Below are 20,297 nucleotides of genomic sequence, written 5' to 3'. Positions count from 1 at the left end.
ATAATTTAATAGTAAGGATTAAAGGAGGTGATGTAGTGAGATATAGTGGATTACTTGGAAGGTCCATAAAATATTCTATGTCACCTCTTATTCATAACCAATATTACAGGGAGAACAACATAGGGTTAGAATATAAAATTTTTGATATAGAAAAGGGTGCTATTGAGAACTTTCTTAGTGATATGGGGAAAAATGAGATAATTGGATTTAATGTTACCATTCCCTATAAAGAATATATAATTAGTTTCTTGGACGAAGTTGTATATCCAGCAAAATATATAGGGGCAGTTAATACAGTGGCTGTAAACAATGGGAAGTTAATGGGATACAACACAGATTACTATGGCTTCATTAAAACTCTTGAAGATATTAAATTTAACATTAAGGAATGCAAGGCTCTGATTATAGGTAGTGGAGGGGCAGCTAAGGCAGTTTTATATGCGCTTCATGATAATGGAGCTAAAACCATTGAGGTGATTGCAAGAAAAGAAGAAACTTTAGTGGAACACAGTAGAATAATAACAAAGATATGGAACTTTAATAGGAGCTTTTCTTTGAAAGATTATCACATAGTAGTTAACTGCACTCCTCTTGGTGGAGCAAATCATGCAAATGAAAATCCTATTACAATTATAGCTGCAAGTGAAGATACTTTGTTTTATGACCTTAATTATGTACCAGAAAAGTCATTGTTTTTAAAAAAAGGAGAAGAGCTTGGCTGTAGAATTATGAATGGAAAAAAAATGCTTTTTAATCAAGCATATAAAGCTATAGAAATTTGGAACGAAAACAATGGTGAGGATTTATAAAGGAGATTTTAATATGTTATTACACGAATTACTAGAAGTAACCATGAATAAAAATGCATCAGATTTGCATTTAACTGTGGGAGCACCTCCTACTTTGAGAATTAACGGTCATTTAGTTCCAATCAATAATGACAAGCTTTTGCCAGCCCATACTGCTAACTATGCAAAGGAAATTTTAGGTAAGGATTATGAGGCATACAACACTATGGGTGAGATAGATACATCTTATTCTATTTCTGGTCTGGGAAGATTTAGAGTAAATGTATATAAGCAAAGAGGGGGAGATGCCATAGCACTTAGGGTGGTGGCTTTAAAAATTCCAACATTAAAAGAATTAAAATTCCCATCCTCAGTTAAGGAACTAACTGAAAGACAAAGAGGTTTAGTTCTTGTTACAGGGCCTACAGGGAGCGGAAAAAGTACTACATTAGCTGCTATGATTAATGAAATAAATAGCAATAGGAGTTCACATATTATTACCCTAGAAGATCCTATTGAGTATTTACATAAACATAACAAGTCTATTGTTAACCAAAGAGAAATAGGGAGGGATAGCAAGACTTACCAAAATGCGTTAAGAGCAATATTAAGAGAAGACCCAGATGTTATCCTAGTAGGGGAGATGAGAGACTTAGAAACCATTTCAATAGCTATTACAGCAGCTGAAACAGGCCACTTAGTTTTATCTACTTTACATACTATAGGTGCTGCAAAAACTATTGATAGAATAGTTGATGTTTTTCCACCTTTCCAACAGCAACAAATTAAAATACAGTTGGCAGCAGTTCTTCAAGGAATTGTTTCACAACAGTTGCTTCCTAAAATTGATGAAAATGGGAGAGTAGCAGCTTTAGAAATTATGACTATAACACCTGCTATTCAAAATCTTATAAGAGAGGGAAAAACTCATCAAATTGAGTCAGCCGTGCAAACAGGAGGCAAGTATGGAATGAAAACCATGGATATGGCAATTTCAGAACTATACAGGAATAGAGAGATTTCAAAAGATGTTGCAATGACATATGCTGTAGATAAAGAAATTTTAAGCAGAATGATGTTGATGTAATTATAAGAAGGTGCATTGATTTTGCACCTTTTTTAGGCATAACTGTACATAAATGTAAAAATATGCCCACAAAAGGCATTTATTATTGCATTTTATTTATCAAGGTTTTATACTAAGATTGAGGATAAACACCAAGTTAGCATTACATAATCAAAGATATCATAATATTTTATAAATTTTTCTTTTAAAGTTATGATTTTTTGGAGGAAATTTGAAGTTTATGTTGAATATATTCCTTTGAGACTTCTATCAAAGGAGGAACAGTTTAAATGAGTAACCATATTGTTGGAATAGATATTAGCTCATCTAAGGTATGTGGTGTTGTTGGAAAGATAGATAATGATAACAGAATTCAAGTTTTAGGCATTACTACTTCTAAATGTAGTGGTATTAGGAACGGTATGGTAGTGGACACAAATTCAATATCTTATGCAGTTACTAGTGTCGTTAAAGCATTAGAAAATATAGTAAACATGCCTGTTAAAGAGGCTTATTTGTCTATACCAATATCACTGTGTGAGTTAACGAAAAATAGAGGAGCTGTTTCTGTATCTTCACCAAGTAAAGAAATTCAAATTTCAGATTTAAGAAATGTGTTAGAAGCCGTAAAGCAAGTGCCAATGGAAAAAAACACAGAAGTAGTTGCTGTGGAACCTGAGATGTTCACTGTAGATGAAATGAGCAACATAGGTAACCCAGTTGGTATGACAGGGGAGGAGCTTGCAGTAGAAGCTCAAGTGGTAACAGCTCCATCAGCTATGCTAGAGGGATACAAAAAAGCTTTAAGCAGAGCAGGGATTGGAGTTAATGGTATTGTAGTTAATTCATTAGGTATATATAAAGATATTATTGAAGAAGATGAGATTGATAACGGAGTTGCACTTATTGATATAGGTGCAGAGGTAATTGAAACTTCAGTGTATAGAAATAATAGGATTTTGAATGTATTTTCTGTAGGCTTAGGCGGAGAAACCATAACTAATGACATCTCTATTTGTCTTAAGGTACCTCATGAAGATGCGGAAAACTTAAAAATAAAGTGTAGTAATTTAATAAAGGACAAAACTTTACAAAATTATAGAGTTAAGATTAACTCTATAACTGGTAATGGTTCTATAGATATTAATTATGATACTTTAGTTGAGATTATAGGCGAGAGAGTAAAAGAATTATTAAATATCGTAAAAAAGAAACTTATAGAAGATGGCAACTATAAAGATATAAACTCCTTTGTAATTGTAGGAGGCGGAGTATCTTTATTTAGAGACATAACAGTAGTTGCTACAGAAGTTTTTAAAAAGCAAACAAGAGTGGGATCGCCTTCTTATGTAGGGGCTGCAAATCCTATTTACTCTACTGCCGTAGGAATAATTAGGGAAATAGTTTTAAGAAATAAAATCAGCAATGAATTATCAAGGGGTACAGAGTTTAGTAATTTAGAAGTTAATAAGAGAGATGAATCCAAGGAAAAAGTTACATTTTCAAGTAAAATAAAAGAATTTTTGGCAGAATTTTTCTAATGAGGAGGTAGTACTGTGATTGATTTTGATGTACAAGACAAGGACTTATGTAAAATTAAAGTTATTGGATGTGGTGGCGGTGGTAACAACGCTGTAAATAGAATGATTGAAGAAGGCTTAAAGAATGTTGAGTTTATTGGTATAAATACTGATAAACAAGCATTAGCTTTATCTAAAGCTGAATTAAAAATCCAATTAGGAGACAAGCTTACTAGGGGCTTAGGTGCCGGAGCTAATCCTGAGATTGGAAGAAAAGCAGCAGAAGAAAGCAAGGAAGAAATTGTTCAAGCTTTAAAGGGCGCAGACATGGTATTTATCACTGCTGGTATGGGTGGTGGTACTGGTACAGGAGCAGCTCCAGTAGTTGCTGAGATAGCTAAGTCAATGGGAATATTAACAGTAGGGGTTGTAACTAAGCCTTTCCCATTTGAAGGAAGAAAGAGAATGATTCATGCAGAGTCAGGAATTAAATCTCTAAAGGAATCAGTAGATACACTAGTAACAATACCTAATGAAAGATTATTAAATTTAGTTGATAAGAAAACTACTTTAGTTGAATCCTTCAAAAAAGCTGATGACGTTTTAAGACAAGGTGTTCAGGGTATTTCAGACCTTATAACTATTCCAGGATTAATTAACCTTGACTTTGCTGATATAAGTACAATTATGTTAGATAAAGGATTAGCACATATGGGTGTAGGTTCTGGAAAAGGTGACAATAGAGCACAAGAAGCTGCGAAACAAGCAATTTCAAGCCCATTACTTGAAACTTCAATTATTGGTGCTACAGGAGTACTACTAAATGTAACTGGAGGAGCTGATTTATCATTACTTGAAATCAGTGAAGCAGCACAAATTGTTCAAGAAGCAGCAGATCCAGATGCAAATATAATTTTTGGTGCAGTTATTGATGAGAATCTTAAAGATGAAATCAGAATTACTGTAATAGCTACTGGTTTTGAGTGTGATAAAGTAATTCAACCTGCAAGTAAAATTGAATTACCAAAAAAAGAAGTTACTCATAGTGAAGTAGCTGCAACTAAGGAAACAGAACAACCTAAGTCGCAAGAAGAAGATTTTTCTGTACCAACATGGCTTAGAAAAAATATGAGATAATTTAATTAAGGGTGTATAAAACTTAATTAAATGCTTCTATGACTTTTAATAAACTTTAATATTAAAAACAGTTGTAAATTAAACAAAATTTGCAACTGTTTTTTATTTTTTGAAAAATTAATCGTAAAATGACGTAAAATTTAATGAATAAAATCTATTTTAGGATTAGAATTTTACAAATTTTACAGTTATTACAAGTTATAATATAGTAAAGGAGGAGTAAGCATGGTTATATATCTGGATGTGCTATTGTTTCAAAATTTTATTGTGAATGTTTTCCTCATTACAGTAACGATGCAAACCATTAAAAGAAAGTCAAGTATCTTTAGGGTGATTACCGCAGCTTTTATAGGAAGCCTTTATGTTATTCCTATGTTAGTACCTAGGTATCAGTATCTAGCTAAGATGCCTTTTCAAATTTTCATGGCACTATTAATGATATTTATTGCAGTGAAGGAGAAAAATTTACTGTTTATTGCTAAATCTACAATAATATTTTATTTTTACTCCTTTTTATTATGTGGACTAGCCTTCTACAGTGCACTGAGTGAAAATCCTAATATTACTCCAAATACAAGGGTGATTAACTTTTCATCAAAAAATATTTACATAGGAATTATGATAATTTATACGGTTATCAACAGATTAGTGATTTATGTTAAAGATCGTAGGAAGCTAGACAAGTTCGTTTACAATATTGAAATTTATACTAAGGAAGTAAAGACTTCCTTAAAGGCTTTTTTAGATACAGGTAATGAACTAAGAGAGCCAGCAACCAACCTACCAGTAATAATTATTGAAAAAGAATATTTTGATAAAATAAATTTAGAGGGGTATTCTATATACCACATTCCATATTCAGTGGTGAATGGGCAACATGGAAAATTAATAGGAATAAAACCAGATAGTATTAAAATAACTATGGATGATGAAACCCGAGAAGAAAAGGCTATAGTAGCATTTTGTGATAAAAAATTAAGTAAATATAACGATTATAACGGACTCTTACCAAGAGGAATTTTATAAAGTGGGGGATTGTGATTATGATGAATAAGATAAGAGAAAAAATAATGATGTTAATAAAGGCCATTCCAAGTTATATAAGTAGATTTATAAGCAAGTTCAAAGCATTTGCTGGGCATGTTTATTATATTGGTGGAAATGATGCGTTACCCCCACCGCTATCAAAGGAAGAAGAGGATAAATTAGTACAAGATTTAGTGTCTGGTGATGAGAGCATCAGGGCCACATTAATTGAAAGAAACTTAAGATTAGTTGTGTATATTGCTCGCAAATTTGAGAATACAGGGGTAAATGTAGAAGATTTGATTTCAGTGGGAACAATAGGGCTTATTAAGGCAGTAAATACCTTTGATCCTGAAAAGAAGATAAAACTTGCCACCTACGCTTCTAGGTGTATCGAGAATGAAATTTTAATGTATTTAAGAAGAAATAGTAAAACTAAAACAGAAATCTCCTTTTATGAACCCTTAAACATAGATTGGGATGGGAATGAGTTATTATTATCAGATATATTAGGAACTGATAGTGATGTTGTATATAACTGTATAGAAGATGAGGTGGATAAGCAATTACTAGTAATTGCTATGGGAAAATTAAATCATAGAGAAAAAGAAATAGTAGAGCTTAGATTTGGATTAAATGGATTCCAAGAAAAAACTCAAAAGGAAGTGGCTGATATGCTTGGTATATCTCAATCCTACATTTCAAGACTGGAAAAAAGAATAATAAAAAGATTAAAGAAAGAAATTAATAAAATGTTATAAGGTTGTCTTTAGTATAAAAGTTTTTACATCAGGAGATAATTTAAATGCAATTACTCTGAAGGGAATGAAGACCTTATGATGATCAACAAAGTAGAAATCTGTGGTGTAAATACATCTAAGCTACCAGTTTTAAAAGAAAAAGAAATGAGAGAGCTGCTACTTAAAATGAAAGAAGGGGATTATACCTGTAGGGAACAATTCATAAGGGGTAATCTTAGACTAGTATTGAGTGTAATTCAAAGATTCAATAATAGAGGAGAAAACGTAGATGACTTATTTCAAGTTGGTTGCATTGGGCTCATTAAGGCCATTGATAACTTTGACTTAGGTCAGAATGTTAAGTTTTCCACTTATGCGGTACCAATGATTATAGGAGAAATAAGAAGATACTTAAGAGATAATAACTCAATTAGAGTTAGTAGATCCTTAAGGGATATTGCATATAAGGCCTTACAAGTAAGAGATAGATTAGTAAATAAGGATAACAAGGAACCCACTGTTTCACAAATTGCTAATGAACTTCAAATATCTCGTGAGGAAGTAGTATTTGCTTTAGATGCAATCCAAGATCCAGTATCTTTATTTGAACCTATCTATCATGATGGTGGAGATGCAATTTATGTTATGGATCAAATAAGTGATAATAAAAATTTAGATGATAGTTGGCTTGAAAATATATCTATTAAAGAAGCAATGAAGAAGTTAAGTGATAGAGAGAAACTTATATTAAACTTAAGATTCTTTGATGGAAGAACTCAAATGGAAGTAGCAGATGAAATTGGAATATCTCAAGCACAAGTTTCAAGATTAGAAAAAACAGCATTAAAACATATGAGAAAGTATGTTTAAAGAGCCTATGGGCTCTTTTTCTTTTGGTGTAGTAAATAGGAATTAATGAAATCACTTTAAAAAGATATGTGAATACAAGGTTTTGTTCTAACTAAGAAGAACTTTAAGTTCTACTATTTTAAGTGATAGCATATAAGTTGAATAGATTGTTATAAGTTTTTATGAATTTTCCAGTGATGATTAATTCAGGTATTTTAAAGAGGCTAAAGGATAAAGTTAAATTTATACTAAATTAGCTTTTGGGCTATGAGAATTAATATTTTATTATTTTAAGTGAGGGGATAAAAATGGAGAGTACAATGTTTGCAATTAATAGTTTAAAAGTGATGGAAATAATTGATATCAACACAGGGAGTAAGCTTGGATATATTAAAGATTTCAAGATAAATTGTGAGAGCCATAAAATAGAATCAATAATTATACCTACAGAAAAAGCAGGGTGGTTTGGGAAGAGTCAAGATACAGAAATACCTTGGGAAAAAATAAAAAAAATTGGAGTAGATGTTATATTAATTGATGGTGATGGCATTGTAGAGTTTCAACAACGTTAATAGAGAAAGGTATATATACATTAGGAAGTATTGATTTTAATCTTAGTTACTTATATACTAATGTTATAAAATATGTGTATAATAAAATTATATAAGTTATGATATTGGAGTTATATTTTAAATGTACTTTAAAGTAGCTTGTGTTAAGGAGCGTGCAAAAAGGAAGAAAATGCATATTTTTGCCTTGTTGCATTCTATATAATAGAAAAAGGACGTGAAAATCATTGAAGTGTCCATATTGTAATGGAGAAGAAAGTAAGGTTGTTGACTCAAGATCAACAGAAGATAATGTGGCTATTAGAAGAAGAAGAGAATGCTTGAATTGTAATAGAAGATATACCACCTATGAAAAGGTTGAAGACATATCTATTTTTGTTATTAAAAGAGATTTGACAAGGGAACTTTTTAATAGAGATAAGATAATAAATGGTATTATGAGAGCCTGTGAAAAGAGACCTGTAACTCGTAGTAATATTGAATCAATAGTAGATAATATTGAGAAAACATTAAATAATAACATGACTACAGAAATCAGTTCAGAGGGAATTGGGGAAATGATTCTTGATATGTTGAAAAATGTGGATGAAGTAGCTTATGTAAGGTTTGCCTCTGTGTATAGGAAGTTTGATGATATTAATAGTTTTATGGAAGAAATAAAAAGATTAATCAAAGAAAAGTAAAATGTTTTTGCATTTTACTTGTTTTTTTATATAGATTTCTAAGGTTCAGGTTTACTTTATTTGTTGTGTTTAGGCATGAGGAGAGTAACATAGGACTAAATACAATTTTAGGGTTAACTTTAGTTTGTTATATGTTAAATAAAGGTTAAAATTAGTATAAATAGTAGATTATAAAAAAAGGCTATTGTATTATTAAATTGATATGTGGAGGATAGTTATGAAAAAAGATTGTATTGAGGGCTTTGAATATTTAACTTATAGCTGTGGAGAAAATATCGAAGTAGTATTCTTTACAGCTAGAAATGGGTTAACCTTTAATAGAAGGACAGAAGAAGGACAGAACAACTTAAATAGTATTAAGCGTTGGTTCAATGTTAAAGAAGTGGTATATTTAAATCAAATTCATAGTGATATTATTCATATTTTTAGTAATAATGCTGACATAATAAATAGTGAGGGTGACGGCATAATCACAAGTAATAGAGAAACAGCTATAGGTGTGTTTACAGCTGATTGCGTTCCAGTAATTATAGTTGATAAAACAAAAAAGGTTATAGGCGCTGTCCACAGTGGTTGGAAGGGAACTTATGCTAATATTGCTGGTAAAGCAGTAGAGAAAATGAAGGAAGTTTTTGGATGCAATCCAGAGGATTTAAACATATATATAGGGCCACACAACAGGAGTTGTTGCTATGAGGTTAGTGAGGAACTTATTCATAAGTTTCATAACAACCCTATATTTAAAGATAAGGTAAAATCAAAAGAATTTAAAATAAATGAAGGAAGAAAACTAAACTTAGAGGCTTGTATTAAGATTCAGCTCCTAAGCTATGGAATTAAAGAAGAAAATGTTAATAGCACAGAAGAATGTACATTTTGTAGCAAAAATTTTAAGCTATTTTCCTATAGGAGAGAAGAAGAAAAAGAGGGAAGAATGTATTCCTTCGTGTATATAAGATAAGTGGAGGAATTAATATGGCAGATAAAAAGATTTTGGTAGTTGATGATGAAGAACATATTTTAGAACTTATAAAATTTAATCTTGAAAAGAATGGTTATGGAGTTATTACCGCTGACAACGGAAAAGATGCTTTTTTAATTGCAAAGGAGCAACAGCCAGATTTGATGCTTTTAGATTTAATGTTGCCTGGAATGGATGGATTAGATGTTTGCAAGGAAGTTAGAAAAGAAGCGTCTATTTCAAATATGCCTATTATTATGATCACTGCAAAGGGTGAAGAGTTAGATAAAATTTTGGGTCTAGAACTAGGAGCTGATGATTATATTACTAAACCTTTTTCAGTAAGGGAGCTTATTGCAAGGGTAAAAGCTATTCTTAGAAGAACTGCAGTGAAGTATGAGGAAAGCAATTTCAAATTTGGAGACATTACCATTGATTTTCAAAAGCATGAAGTTAAAAGAGAAGGAGAAAAAATTGAACTCACTCTTAAGGAATTTGAACTTCTTGAAATACTTATAAAGAATAAGGGACGAGTAATGACAAGGGATTTCCTATTAGATAAAATCTGGGGTTATGAATACGTAGGAGAAACAAGGACTGTGGATGTGCATGTAAGACACTTGAGACAGAAGATTGAAAAGGATGATAAAAATCCAATTTACATTCAAACTATAAGAGGTATTGGATATAAGTTTAACTACGGAGATGAATATGAGGAATAAGTTAAAAGTTAGTATGAAAAGAAAGTTAATGCTCTTTATATTAGGAGCATTAATTTTCATATTTTTATTTATAACACTGTTATTCTATGGAATATTTAGCTATCAAAATGAAACGAATGCTAAAACAAACTTAAAAGTTTATAATGAGCTATTAAAGAATACTTTGGAAAAGAGTAAGGAGCAAGAAGAAAATGTAACTAGAATCCTGCAAGAATCAGATGTAAGAGTTACTGTGATTAATAGCCAGGGACAGGTAATATTGGATACAAGCTTTTCTAAGGATGAGCTAGATAATCATAATGATAGAGAAGAGGTAATTTCAGCAAGAAACCATGGAGAAGGTTATAGCATCAGATACAGTAAGGATACTGATTCTAATACAATTTATTATGCTAGTGAACTAGAAGATGGGAGTATTATTAGAACTTCAAAAGCGTTAAAAGATGTACATAGATTAGGAAGTTCCTATATCATATACTACGTAGTTGCAATAATTGCTATACTTTTGATTTCTCTGTGGCTATCTATTAAACTTTCCTATGTTATTGTTAAGCCTATTAGAGATTTAGATTTTATTACTTCAATGATTGCAAAAGGTGAATTAAATAGAAGAGTAAATGTAAACTCAGAAGATGAACTTGGACAATTAGGAAGAAACTTTAATCATATGGCAGATAAACTTCAAAATACTCTAAATGAAGTTAAGGAAAAACAAAATAGATTAGCAGCTATACTTGAAAGCATGGATAGTGGAGTTATAGCTATTGATAATACAAATAAAATCATTATGATTAACAACTATGCTAAAAATATCTTTGATATGGAAGAAGATATTGTAGGGAAAAATATCTGTGAAGTATCCAAAGAGTTTGATATGACTAACATATTTTTAGATGGAGACACAAACTTTAGAGAAATAAGAATTACTAGGCCACAATTAAGGGAATTAAGAGTAAGAACAGCGGACATTATAAATAGAAATCAGCATATTGGTGCTGTAGCAGTGGTTCATGACATTACAGAAGTAAAAAGGCTAGAAAATATGAGAACTGAATTTGTTGCAAATGTATCTCATGAACTTAAAACTCCATTAACGTCTATAAAAGGCTTTGCTGAAACTCTAAGGTATGTAGATGATATAGAAACGAGAGATAAATTTTTAAATATTATCAATGACGAAGCAGAAAGACTTACAAGATTAATATCCGATATATTGTTACTATCAGATATTGAGCAACAAAGGGAAGGAAAGAAAGAAAGAGTAAATGTTAATAAGGCTATTGGAGATGTTTACAACTTAATTAAAAATACAGCAGATAAAAAGAATATTATACTTTCTATAGAGGGTGAGGATGTCCCTGATTTAATTGGTGATGGTGATAGGTTTAAGCAAATGTTAATAAATCTGGTGGATAACGGCGTGAAGTACTGTGAATCAGGGGATAAAGTGATTATTTCTAGAAGAAATGAAAAAAGGTACTGTGTAATTACAGTGGAAGATACAGGAAATGGAATTCCCAGGGAATATATACCTAGACTCTTTGAAAGGTTTTACAGAGTGGATAAAGCAAGATCTAGAGCAAAAGGTGGAACAGGCTTAGGGTTAGCTATTGTTAAACATATTGTATTAAGCTTTAAGGGGAATATTGCAGTGGAAAGCAAGGTAGGGGTTGGCACAAAGTTCATTATTAAAATTCCATATGCATAATGAAATTACTTATATAACCTTAATAGCTTGATAACAGGGTAGAAATAAAGGAAGCTAGTCATTAACTAAAAGAAAATCAATTAGAACTATAAGTATTAACTGAATACTTATAGTTCTTTTTTCTTGCAAGGAATTTTTGTATTTCTAGTATGTTTAGGAGTTACAAGAATTTGTACCTTATTGAGAAGGTATAAATTGTTAAATATGCTTAACAAGAACTTTCCATTACTTAACTAATACATAATAATGCCTTAATTAAGAAACACTATAATAAATATTGTAAGGAAGAAATAAAACTAAATAAATTTTATATAAATGGAGGGTATTTTTAATGAAAAAGACAAGCTTAAGACTTATGGTAGCCACATTAGCAGTTACAATGATGACAGGAGTGCTAGCTGGATGCGGAAACAAAGATGGTGGAGAAGTTAAGAATAATACAGATAATAATGCAGCCCAAACACAAAAATTATCAGGTACTATACAAGCAGATGGATCCTCCACAGTAGGACCAATAACAGAAGCTATGGCAGAAGAATTTAACAAAAAGTATACTGATGTTCAAATACCAGTAGCTATATCAGGAACAGGTGGAGGCTTTAAAAGATTTGTAGTTGGAGAAACAGATATACAAAATGCTTCAAGACCTGTAAAGGAAGAAGAGAAGAAAAAGGCAGCTGAAAATGGTGTTGAGATGACAGAGTTTATAGTAGCCTATGATGGAATTACAGTTTGTGTAAGTAAGGAAAATAACTTTGTAGATACATTAACAGTGGATGAACTAAAAAAGATGTGGTCACCAGATAGTACTGTTAAAACTTGGAAAGATGTAAGGGCAGATTGGCCAGCAGAACCTATTAAATTTTATACTCCAGGTCCAGACTCTGGAACCTTTGAATTCTTTACAGAAGCTATAAATAAAAAAGCAAAAGCTATGAGACCAGATGTGAATCCTAGTGAAGATGACAATACTTTAGTTCAGGGGATAGGTGGAGATAAGAATGCCATAGGGTTCTTTGGATTCTCATACTATGAAGCAAATAGTGATAAATTAAAGGCTGTTAAAATAGATACTGGCACAGGAGCAGTTGAACCTTCACTAAATACAATTAAAGATGGTAGCTATAAGCCATTATCTAGACCTATCTTTGTATATGTAAACAACAAGTCCTTTGGAAAGCCAGAAGTAAAAGAATTTGTTAAATTTTACTTAGAAAATGCAAAGGATATAGTGCCAGAGATTGGTGAAGTTGCATTGCCAGAAGCTGAATACAAAGAGCAGCTAAATAAAATTAAATAGTTAAAAGAATAATTAGTTATCTCTAAAAGGCACTGTGGATATATGATCCCAGTGCTTTTTAAATTAAGTTTATTCCAATCATAACCTCCACTTAACTTTCACTTAACATAGTACATAATAGAGTTAACAAAGAGGGAATAATATATAGATATAGAGTTTGTTCAAAACGCATACAGGTTAGTTATATAGGAGGATTTTTATGGAACTTAAAAAGAAGGTTAAAGGAAGCAAAAAGGAATTCTTTATTGAAAAGTCTTTATCATTGTTTGCAATTTTATCAATTATAACTACTATTACTATAATATTTATTTTAATAAGAGAAAGTATTGTGTTTTTTAGCCAAGTTAGTATTAGTGAATTTTTTACTGGCACTAAATGGTCACCACTTATGAAACCACAGAACTTTGGAATACTGCCACTACTAAATGGTACTTTGCTAATTGCAGCAGGGGCTAGTGTTATTGCTATTCCCGTTGGATTAGGCGCAGCTATATACTTAAGTGAGTATGCATCTAAAAAAGTTAGAAATATATTAAAACCTATATTAGAAATACTAGCAGGAATTCCATCCATAGTATATGGATACTTTGCACTTACAGTAATAACTCCATTTTTAAAAAATTTTGCACCTAACATACAAATTTTTAATGCTCTAAGCGCTAGTATTGCAGTGGGAATTATGGTAATTCCTCTAGTTTCTTCTTTGAGTGAAGATGCTATGAGTGCTATACCTAATTCAGTTAGAAATGGGGCTTACGCACTTGGAGCAACGAAATTCGAAGTAGTAACAAAGATTGTTATTCCGGGATCATTATCTGGTATTGTCTCCTCTTTTATATTAGCTATATCAAGAGCAGTAGGGGAAACTATGATCGTTGCAATTGCAGCAGGAGCAAAGCCACAACTTACATTAAATCCACTGAATTCCATTCAAACCATGACTGGATATATGGTATCTGTGGCTATGGGAGATGTTAGCCATGGATCAGTAGAATATCAAACTATTTTTGCGGTAGGAGCACTATTGTTTTTAATAACCTTTGGATTAAATCTCATAGCTAAAAGAATTGTGAAAAAAGGTCAGGTGAAAATGTAATGAGTAAAAACTTATTTAAGAATAATGCAAAGGACAATTTTAAAAGTAGACAAAGAATAAATAATATATTTAAAACTACATTTTTTCTTTGTACTACCTTCGGAATCATAATACTTATAGTATTAATAGGTTCTGTATTAAAGGATGGATTAGAATACTTAAGTTTAGATTTTTTAACAGGGTTACCTTCTCGTATAGCATCCAAAGCAGGAGTATTGCCAGCAATAGTCGGTAGTGCTTATGTCATTGGGCTTACAGCTTTAATTGCATTTCCAATAGGCATTGGTTCGGCAATTTATATAGAAGAGTATATGACTAAAAATAAATTTAGAGAGTTTTTAGAACTTAACATATCAAACCTAGCAGGAGTACCTTCTATAGTTTATGGAATACTTGGTCTTGCAATATTTGTTCAAACCTTTATGTTTGGAAGAGGAATTGTATCAGCTGCCTTGACCTTATCACTTTTGATATTACCCACAATTATAATTACCTCTCAAGAAGCTATAAGAAATGTACCTAAGTCTTTAAGAGAAGGATCTTATGCACTTGGAGTTTCTAAGTGGCAAAGTATCACAGGAGTAGTGCTACCCTTTGCTATGCCAGGAATTCTCACAGGAACTATTCTTTCAATTTCTAGAGCTCTTGGAGAATCAGCACCACTTATTATGGTGGGAGCTGCTAGTTATGTAGCATTTTTACCAAAGGACTTATTTTCTGCCTATACAGCACTACCTCTTCAAATATACAATTGGACCTCCAGACCTCAAGCAGAGTTTCAGAAGCTTGCGGCAACAGGAATAATAGTACTATTGGTATTTTTACTAGGTGCTAATACTCTAGCTATAATATTAAGAAATAAGTATCAAAAGAGACTAGATTAGTAAGGGGGGAAATTATTATGGAGTTAGGAATAAAAGTTCATGATTTAAATTTTTATTATGGAGAAAATCAAGCTTTAAAGAATATAAATATGGAAATACTATCAAAAAAGGTTACAGCTTTAATTGGACCATCCGGTTGTGGTAAGTCTACATTTTTAAGAACTTTAAATAGAATGAATGACATTATTGACAATACAAGATATGAAGGAAATATACTAATCGATAACCAGAATATTTTAGATAAAGATATAAATCTAATAGAACTTAGAAAAAAGGTTGGAATGGTTTTTCAAAAGGCAAATCCTTTTCCAAAGTCTATATATGAAAATGTAATTTATGGACCAAAAAGATATGGAATAAAAAACAAAAAAGTTTTAGATGAATTAGTAGAGAAAAGTTTAAGAGGAGCTGCTCTATGGGATGAGGTAAAAGATAAGCTAAACAAATCTGCTTTTGATTTATCAGGAGGACAGCAACAAAGATTATGTATTGCAAGAACTCTAGCTGCAAAGCCAGATATTATTTTGATGGATGAGCCAACTTCTGCCCTTGACCCAATTTCAACCTTAAAAGTAGAGGACTTAATTCACGAGTTGAAAGAAAATTATACAGTGGTTATAGTAACTCACAATATGGAGCAGGCAGGAAGAGTATCAGATTACACAGGTTTCTTCTTGAATGGTGAGCTAATAGAGTTTAGTAATACAGAAGATATTTTCTATAACCCTAAGAGTAAGAAAACAGAGGATTATATTTCAGGTAGATTTGGTTAATAGATATAAAGACAAAATAACTGATGAAATAGATTTAAATATAAAATGTATCATTGGAGGATTTAATATGGATATAATAAAGGTTAAGGATCTTAACCTGCACTATGGTACTGTGAAGGCATTAAGAAATGTAAATATAAATATAAAAAAGAATAAGGTTACAGCGCTTATAGGACCATCAGGTTGTGGAAAGTCAACCTTTTTAAGAACTTTGAATAGAATGAATGACTTAATTGAAGGGGTTAAAATTGATGGTAATTTATCATATAATGATATAGATATATATAAGGGCTACGATGTAATGGAGCTGAGAAAGCATGTTGGTATGGTATTTCAAAAACCAAATCCCTTTCCTATGTCCATATATGAAAACATTGCCTATGGACCAAGAATTCATGGAGTTAAAAATAAAAAGGTCTTGGACCAAATAGTAGAGAGTAGTTTAAAAGCAGTAGCACTTTGGGATGAGGTTAAAGATAGACTAAATAAAAGTGCTCTAGCCCTATCAGGAGGACAACAACAGAGATTATGTATTGCAAGAACTATTGCCATTGAACCAGAGGTAATTCTCATGGATGAACCAACTTCAGCTTTAGATCCAATATCTACTTTAAAAATTGAAGAATTAATGGATACTTTAAGAGAAAACTATACAGTAATAATTGTAACCCATAACATGCAACAGGCTGCCCGAATTTCAGATTATACTGCTTTTTTCTTTAACGGAGAAATAATTGAATTTGGGGATACGGAGCAAATATTCTATAGACCGGAAGACAACAGAACTCAGGATTATATTACAGGAAGAATAAGTTAAGGTGGTGTAGCTATGTCAAGAAAAAACTTCGATACAGAATTAGTTAATTTGCATGAGGAACTTAAAAAAATGGGGGATATAGTAAAAGCTCAGATTAGCCATTCTATTAATGCTTTAGTTTCACAAGATATAAACCTAGCCAATGAAGTAATTAAAAAGGATGATTTAGTTGATGACTTAGAAAAAGAAATTGAAGACAAGTGTATTAAGCTCATAGCAACTCGTCAGCCTCTAGCCATTGACTTAAGAAGTATCTTCACTATGAGTAAAATTGTTACTGATTTAGAAAGAATTGCAGACCATGCAGTTGATATTGCTAAAATAACTAAGCAGCTTGAAGGGCAAAAATATATTAAGGAATTAATTGATATCCCAAGAATATCTGCTATTGTAGAAGAAATGATAGATGGGTGTTTACAAGCTTATATGGATAGAGATGTGGATTTGGCATATGTTGTTTGTAAAAAAGATGATTCTGTAGATGCTATCTATAAGCAAATATTTAGCGAACTTTTAGTAATAATGTTAGAAAATCCAAAAGTTGTTCAGCAAGCTACAAGATTTTTATTCGTCGCAAAGTTTCTTGAGAGAATGGCAGACCATACCACTAATATTTGTGAGTGGACAATTTACTTAATTACTGGAAAACAAGTAGACTTAAACGATTAAACTTACCTCCTTTGGAGGTTTTTTCCATTTGTAAAGGATATATTTGTTTATAAAGGATCAAAATTAGAGAGAATAAACTTAGGAGTTTTGGTAGGGTTAAGGGGGAATAATAAACGTGGGAATGAGTTGTTAAACATTGACTATTCCTAGTAATTGATATAATATATCATAATAGCGGACATAATCATAGTAAGATGTTATAGTTGCGGTGTAGGCTTTTAAAATGAAAGGTAATTTATTCATTCCAAAAGCCTTAAGGGGATCAATAATCATAAAAAAATAGTGATTTTGATTTCTACGTACATAAAGGAGATAGGAATATGAAAAATGAGATTGCTAAAGTTATGCCTGGTAGTATAGCAGAAGAAGTAGGTATAGAAGTCGGAGATAAACTTATAAGTATAAATAGTAATGAAGTGAAGGACATAATTGATTATAAATTTCTTGTTACCGATGAAGAATTACTTATAGAAGTAGAGAAAAAAGATGGTGAGATTTGGGAGATTGAAATAGAGAAGGATTATGATGAGGATTTAGGTATAATATTTAGAGAAGCCATACTAGATAAGCCTAGAAGTTGTCATAATAAATGTGTATTTTGTTTTATTGACCAATTACCTCCAGGTATGAGGGAAACTCTTTATTTTAAAGATGATGATTCTAGATTATCCTTCCTACAAGGAAATTTTTTAACTTTAACTAATATGAGTGAGGATGATATTAATAGGATAATTAAATATAGAATAAGTCCTATTAATGTTTCAGTACATACTACTAATCCGCAGCTTAGGATTAGAATGCTTAATAATAGGTTTGCTGGAAATATATACGAAATACTAAAAAGATTGTCAGAAGCAGGGATTAAGATAAATACTCAAATTGTATGTTGTCCTGGGCTAAACGATAATGAAGAACTTGTTAAAACCGTAGAGGACCTAGAGAAGCTTTACCCTAATGTGGAAAATGTAGCAATTGTTCCTCTAGGAGTTACAAAGCATAGGGAAAACTTACCACAACTTCAATTGTTTAATAAGGATACTGCAAGAAAGCAAATAGAACTTATAACAGAGCTTCAACAGAAGTATGAAAAGGAAATTGGAACGCCTTTTGCTAGATTGTCAGATGAGTTTTATATGGTGTCAGGAGTTAGTATACCAGAGGAAGAGCATTATTGTGGCTACGAACAATTAGAAGATGGTATAGGTATGATAAGATTATTACAATCTACTATAGAAAATGATCTTTCCTATTTACAGAATAATAAGGGATCTTTTACAATGGTAACTGGAACTTCAGCTTATGAAGTTATATATGAAATCGCTTCGCAAATTAAAGAAGTAAATCCTAAAATTCAGCTAGATGTGGTTAGAGTTGAAAATGAATTTTTCGGAAAAACCATTACAGTAGCAGGACTTTTAACAGGAAAAGATATAATTGAAGCACTAAAAAATAGGGATTTAGGAAAATATATAATTATACCTAGCAATGTGCTAAGAAGGGGTTATGAACTCGGAAGTACAGAGGAATTAATTTTACTAGATGATTATACAGTGGCAGACTTAGAAAGATTATTAAATAAAAAAATAATTGTATGTGATTATACAGGAGAAGACTTAATTGACCTTATAAATCAATACACAGAGGAGGATTAGAATGGGAAAACCAATAGTTGCAATCGTTGGAAGACCTAATGTGGGTAAATCAACACTTTTTAATAAACTAGCAGGAAAGAGAATTGCTATAGTTGAAGATACACCAGGAGTTACAAGGGACAGAATTTATGCAGAGGCTGAATGGCTTCGTCATAATTTCACTATAATTGATACAGGTGGAATTGAGCCAGAAAATGAAGACATAATAATGGCACAGATGAGAAGACAAGCAAACATTGCTATTGAAACAGCAGATGTTATTGTATTTATTGTTGATGGAAAACAGGGACTTCATCCATCAGACTTTGAAGTAGCTCAAATGCTTAGAAAATCAAAAAAACCTATTATATTAGTAGTTAATAAAATAGATAGAATTGAATTAGAAGATAATGCCTTTGAATTTTACAACTTAGGAATAGGAACTCCAATTGCCATATCAGCAGCACAAGGCCTAGGACTTGGAGATATGCTAGATGAAGTGGTTAGCCACTTTGGAACTAATGGAGAAAATGACGAGGACGAAGAATATATTAAAATTGCTATGGTTGGAAAGCCTAACGTAGGAAAATCTTCTTTAATCAATAAAATCTTAGGTGAAGATAGAAATATAGTAAGTGATATCCCAGGTACTACTAGAGATGCTATTGATAGTAGGATAGAAACTGAAGAGGGTAAGTTTATCTTAATAGATACAGCAGGCTTAAGAAGAAAGAGCAAAGTTAAGGAAGAAATAGAAAGATATAGTGTAATTAGAACTCTTGCTGCCATTGAAAGAGCGGATGTGTGTATTCTTATGCTTGATGCCACTGAGACGCTAAGTGATCAGGATGAGAAAATCATTGGATATGCTCACGAGTTAAGCAAAGCAATAATGATCATTGTAAATAAGTGGGATCTAATTGAAAAAGATGATAAGACCATGACTAAGTTTACTAATGAAATATCCAAAGGATTATCCTTTATGCCTTATGCACCGTACCTTTATATATCTGCACTAACTGGTCAAAGGGTAAACAAAGTACTTACAATGGCAAGAGATTGCTTTAATAACTATAATAAGCGTATTGCTACTGGAGTTTTAAATGACGTAATAAGTAGAGCAGTGCTTATGAAAGAGCCACCAATAGTAGCATTAAAGAGATTAAAAATATTCTATGTTACTCAGGTAGACACAAAACCACCAACATTTATATTCTTTGTAAATGATCCAAACTTGTTACACTTCTCATATCAGAGATATTTAGAAAACCAACTTAGAGAAAGCTTTGACTTTAAGGGAACAGGTATAAAGCTAATTTTCAGAGAAAGAAAAGAATAATAAGATATAGGGAAGGAAG

Annotated in this window: 20 protein-coding genes; all 20 read left to right on the top strand. The window is 31.6% G+C overall.

The features are described from left to right. Positions 1 to 35 precede the first annotated feature (35 nt). Positions 36 to 809, top strand: a complete 774-nt coding sequence (aroE, locus tag C661_RS0106890) for a shikimate dehydrogenase (protein ID WP_017414586.1) — start codon at positions 36 to 38, stop codon at positions 807 to 809. A gap of 13 nt (positions 810 to 822) precedes the next feature. Beyond that, complete coding sequence (locus C661_RS0106885; protein WP_017414585.1) at positions 823 to 1,875, top strand: type IV pilus twitching motility protein PilT; 1,053 nt, start codon at positions 823 to 825, stop codon at positions 1,873 to 1,875. A 269-nt stretch (positions 1,876 to 2,144) separates the two neighbouring features. After that, entirely contained in the window at positions 2,145 to 3,395 is a 1,251-nt protein-coding gene (ftsA, locus tag C661_RS0106880; RefSeq protein ID WP_017414584.1) for a cell division protein FtsA, read from the top strand. A gap of 15 nt (positions 3,396 to 3,410) precedes the next feature. After that, positions 3,411 to 4,511, top strand: a complete 1,101-nt coding sequence (gene ftsZ / locus C661_RS0106875) for a cell division protein FtsZ (protein WP_017414583.1) — start codon at positions 3,411 to 3,413, stop codon at positions 4,509 to 4,511. A gap of 225 nt (positions 4,512 to 4,736) precedes the next feature. Next, positions 4,737 to 5,537, top strand: coding sequence for a sigma-E processing peptidase SpoIIGA (spoIIGA, locus tag C661_RS0106870; RefSeq protein WP_017414582.1), 801 nt, complete (start codon positions 4,737 to 4,739; stop codon positions 5,535 to 5,537). Positions 5,538 to 5,584: 47 nt separating this feature from the next. After that, positions 5,585 to 6,298: an RNA polymerase sporulation sigma factor SigE gene (gene sigE, locus C661_RS0106865; RefSeq protein WP_439328872.1), complete on the top strand. Its 714-nt coding sequence runs from the start codon at positions 5,585 to 5,587 to the stop codon at positions 6,296 to 6,298. A gap of 75 nt (positions 6,299 to 6,373) precedes the next feature. After that, positions 6,374 to 7,147 carry an RNA polymerase sporulation sigma factor SigG gene (gene sigG / locus C661_RS0106860; RefSeq protein ID WP_017414580.1) on the top strand — a complete coding sequence of 258 codons (774 nt, stop codon included), beginning with the start codon at positions 6,374 to 6,376 and terminating at the stop codon, positions 7,145 to 7,147. 287 nt (positions 7,148 to 7,434) lie between these two features. Further along, complete coding sequence (locus tag C661_RS0106855) at positions 7,435 to 7,698, top strand: YlmC/YmxH family sporulation protein (RefSeq protein ID WP_017414579.1); 264 nt, start codon at positions 7,435 to 7,437, stop codon at positions 7,696 to 7,698. 224 nt (positions 7,699 to 7,922) lie between these two features. Next, a complete protein-coding gene (gene nrdR / locus C661_RS0106850) occupies positions 7,923 to 8,378 on the top strand; it encodes a transcriptional regulator NrdR (RefSeq protein WP_017414578.1) in 456 nt (151 codons plus the stop codon). Positions 8,379 to 8,595: 217 nt separating this feature from the next. After that, a complete protein-coding gene (gene pgeF, locus C661_RS0106845; protein WP_017414577.1) occupies positions 8,596 to 9,339 on the top strand; it encodes a peptidoglycan editing factor PgeF in 744 nt (247 codons plus the stop codon). Between the two features lie 14 nt (positions 9,340 to 9,353). Beyond that, positions 9,354 to 10,061 carry a response regulator transcription factor gene (locus C661_RS0106840; protein ID WP_017414576.1) on the top strand — a complete coding sequence of 236 codons (708 nt, stop codon included), beginning with the start codon at positions 9,354 to 9,356 and terminating at the stop codon, positions 10,059 to 10,061. A 13-nt stretch (positions 10,062 to 10,074) separates the two neighbouring features. After that, positions 10,075 to 11,769 carry a two-component system histidine kinase PnpS gene (pnpS, locus tag C661_RS0106835; RefSeq protein WP_026050970.1) on the top strand — a complete coding sequence of 565 codons (1,695 nt, stop codon included), beginning with the start codon at positions 10,075 to 10,077 and terminating at the stop codon, positions 11,767 to 11,769. Between the two features lie 331 nt (positions 11,770 to 12,100). Continuing rightward, complete coding sequence (locus C661_RS0106830) at positions 12,101 to 13,069, top strand: PstS family phosphate ABC transporter substrate-binding protein (protein WP_017414574.1); 969 nt, start codon at positions 12,101 to 12,103, stop codon at positions 13,067 to 13,069. A gap of 199 nt (positions 13,070 to 13,268) precedes the next feature. Next, positions 13,269 to 14,165 carry a phosphate ABC transporter permease subunit PstC gene (pstC, locus tag C661_RS0106825; RefSeq protein WP_017414573.1) on the top strand — a complete coding sequence of 299 codons (897 nt, stop codon included), beginning with the start codon at positions 13,269 to 13,271 and terminating at the stop codon, positions 14,163 to 14,165. Further along, positions 14,165 to 15,049: a phosphate ABC transporter permease PstA gene (gene pstA, locus C661_RS0106820; protein WP_017414572.1), complete on the top strand. Its 885-nt coding sequence runs from the start codon at positions 14,165 to 14,167 to the stop codon at positions 15,047 to 15,049. The genes pstC and pstA overlap by 1 nt, the downstream gene beginning before the upstream one ends. Before the next feature lie 17 nt (positions 15,050 to 15,066). Beyond that, positions 15,067 to 15,822: a phosphate ABC transporter ATP-binding protein PstB gene (pstB, locus tag C661_RS0106815; protein ID WP_017414571.1), complete on the top strand. Its 756-nt coding sequence runs from the start codon at positions 15,067 to 15,069 to the stop codon at positions 15,820 to 15,822. 67 nt (positions 15,823 to 15,889) lie between these two features. Next, on the top strand, positions 15,890 to 16,639 hold the full coding sequence (gene pstB / locus C661_RS0106810) for a phosphate ABC transporter ATP-binding protein PstB (protein ID WP_017414570.1): 750 nt from the start codon (positions 15,890 to 15,892) through the stop codon (positions 16,637 to 16,639). A gap of 12 nt (positions 16,640 to 16,651) precedes the next feature. Continuing rightward, positions 16,652 to 17,308 (top strand): phosphate signaling complex protein PhoU, encoded by a 657-nt coding sequence (gene phoU / locus C661_RS0106805; RefSeq protein WP_017414569.1) that lies wholly within the window; start codon positions 16,652 to 16,654, stop codon positions 17,306 to 17,308. 320 nt (positions 17,309 to 17,628) lie between these two features. Further along, positions 17,629 to 18,960, top strand: coding sequence for a DUF512 domain-containing protein (locus tag C661_RS0106800; protein ID WP_017414568.1), 1,332 nt, complete (start codon positions 17,629 to 17,631; stop codon positions 18,958 to 18,960). Position 18,961: 1 nt separating this feature from the next. After that, positions 18,962 to 20,278, top strand: coding sequence for a ribosome biogenesis GTPase Der (gene der / locus C661_RS0106795; protein WP_017414567.1), 1,317 nt, complete (start codon positions 18,962 to 18,964; stop codon positions 20,276 to 20,278). Positions 20,279 to 20,297: the final 19 nt, after the last annotated feature.

Source organism: Clostridium tunisiense TJ (assembly GCF_000300195.1).
Lineage (GTDB): Bacteria > Bacillota > Clostridia > Clostridiales > Clostridiaceae > Clostridium_J > Clostridium_J tunisiense.
This window is presented reverse-complemented; position numbering and strand designations above follow the sequence as displayed.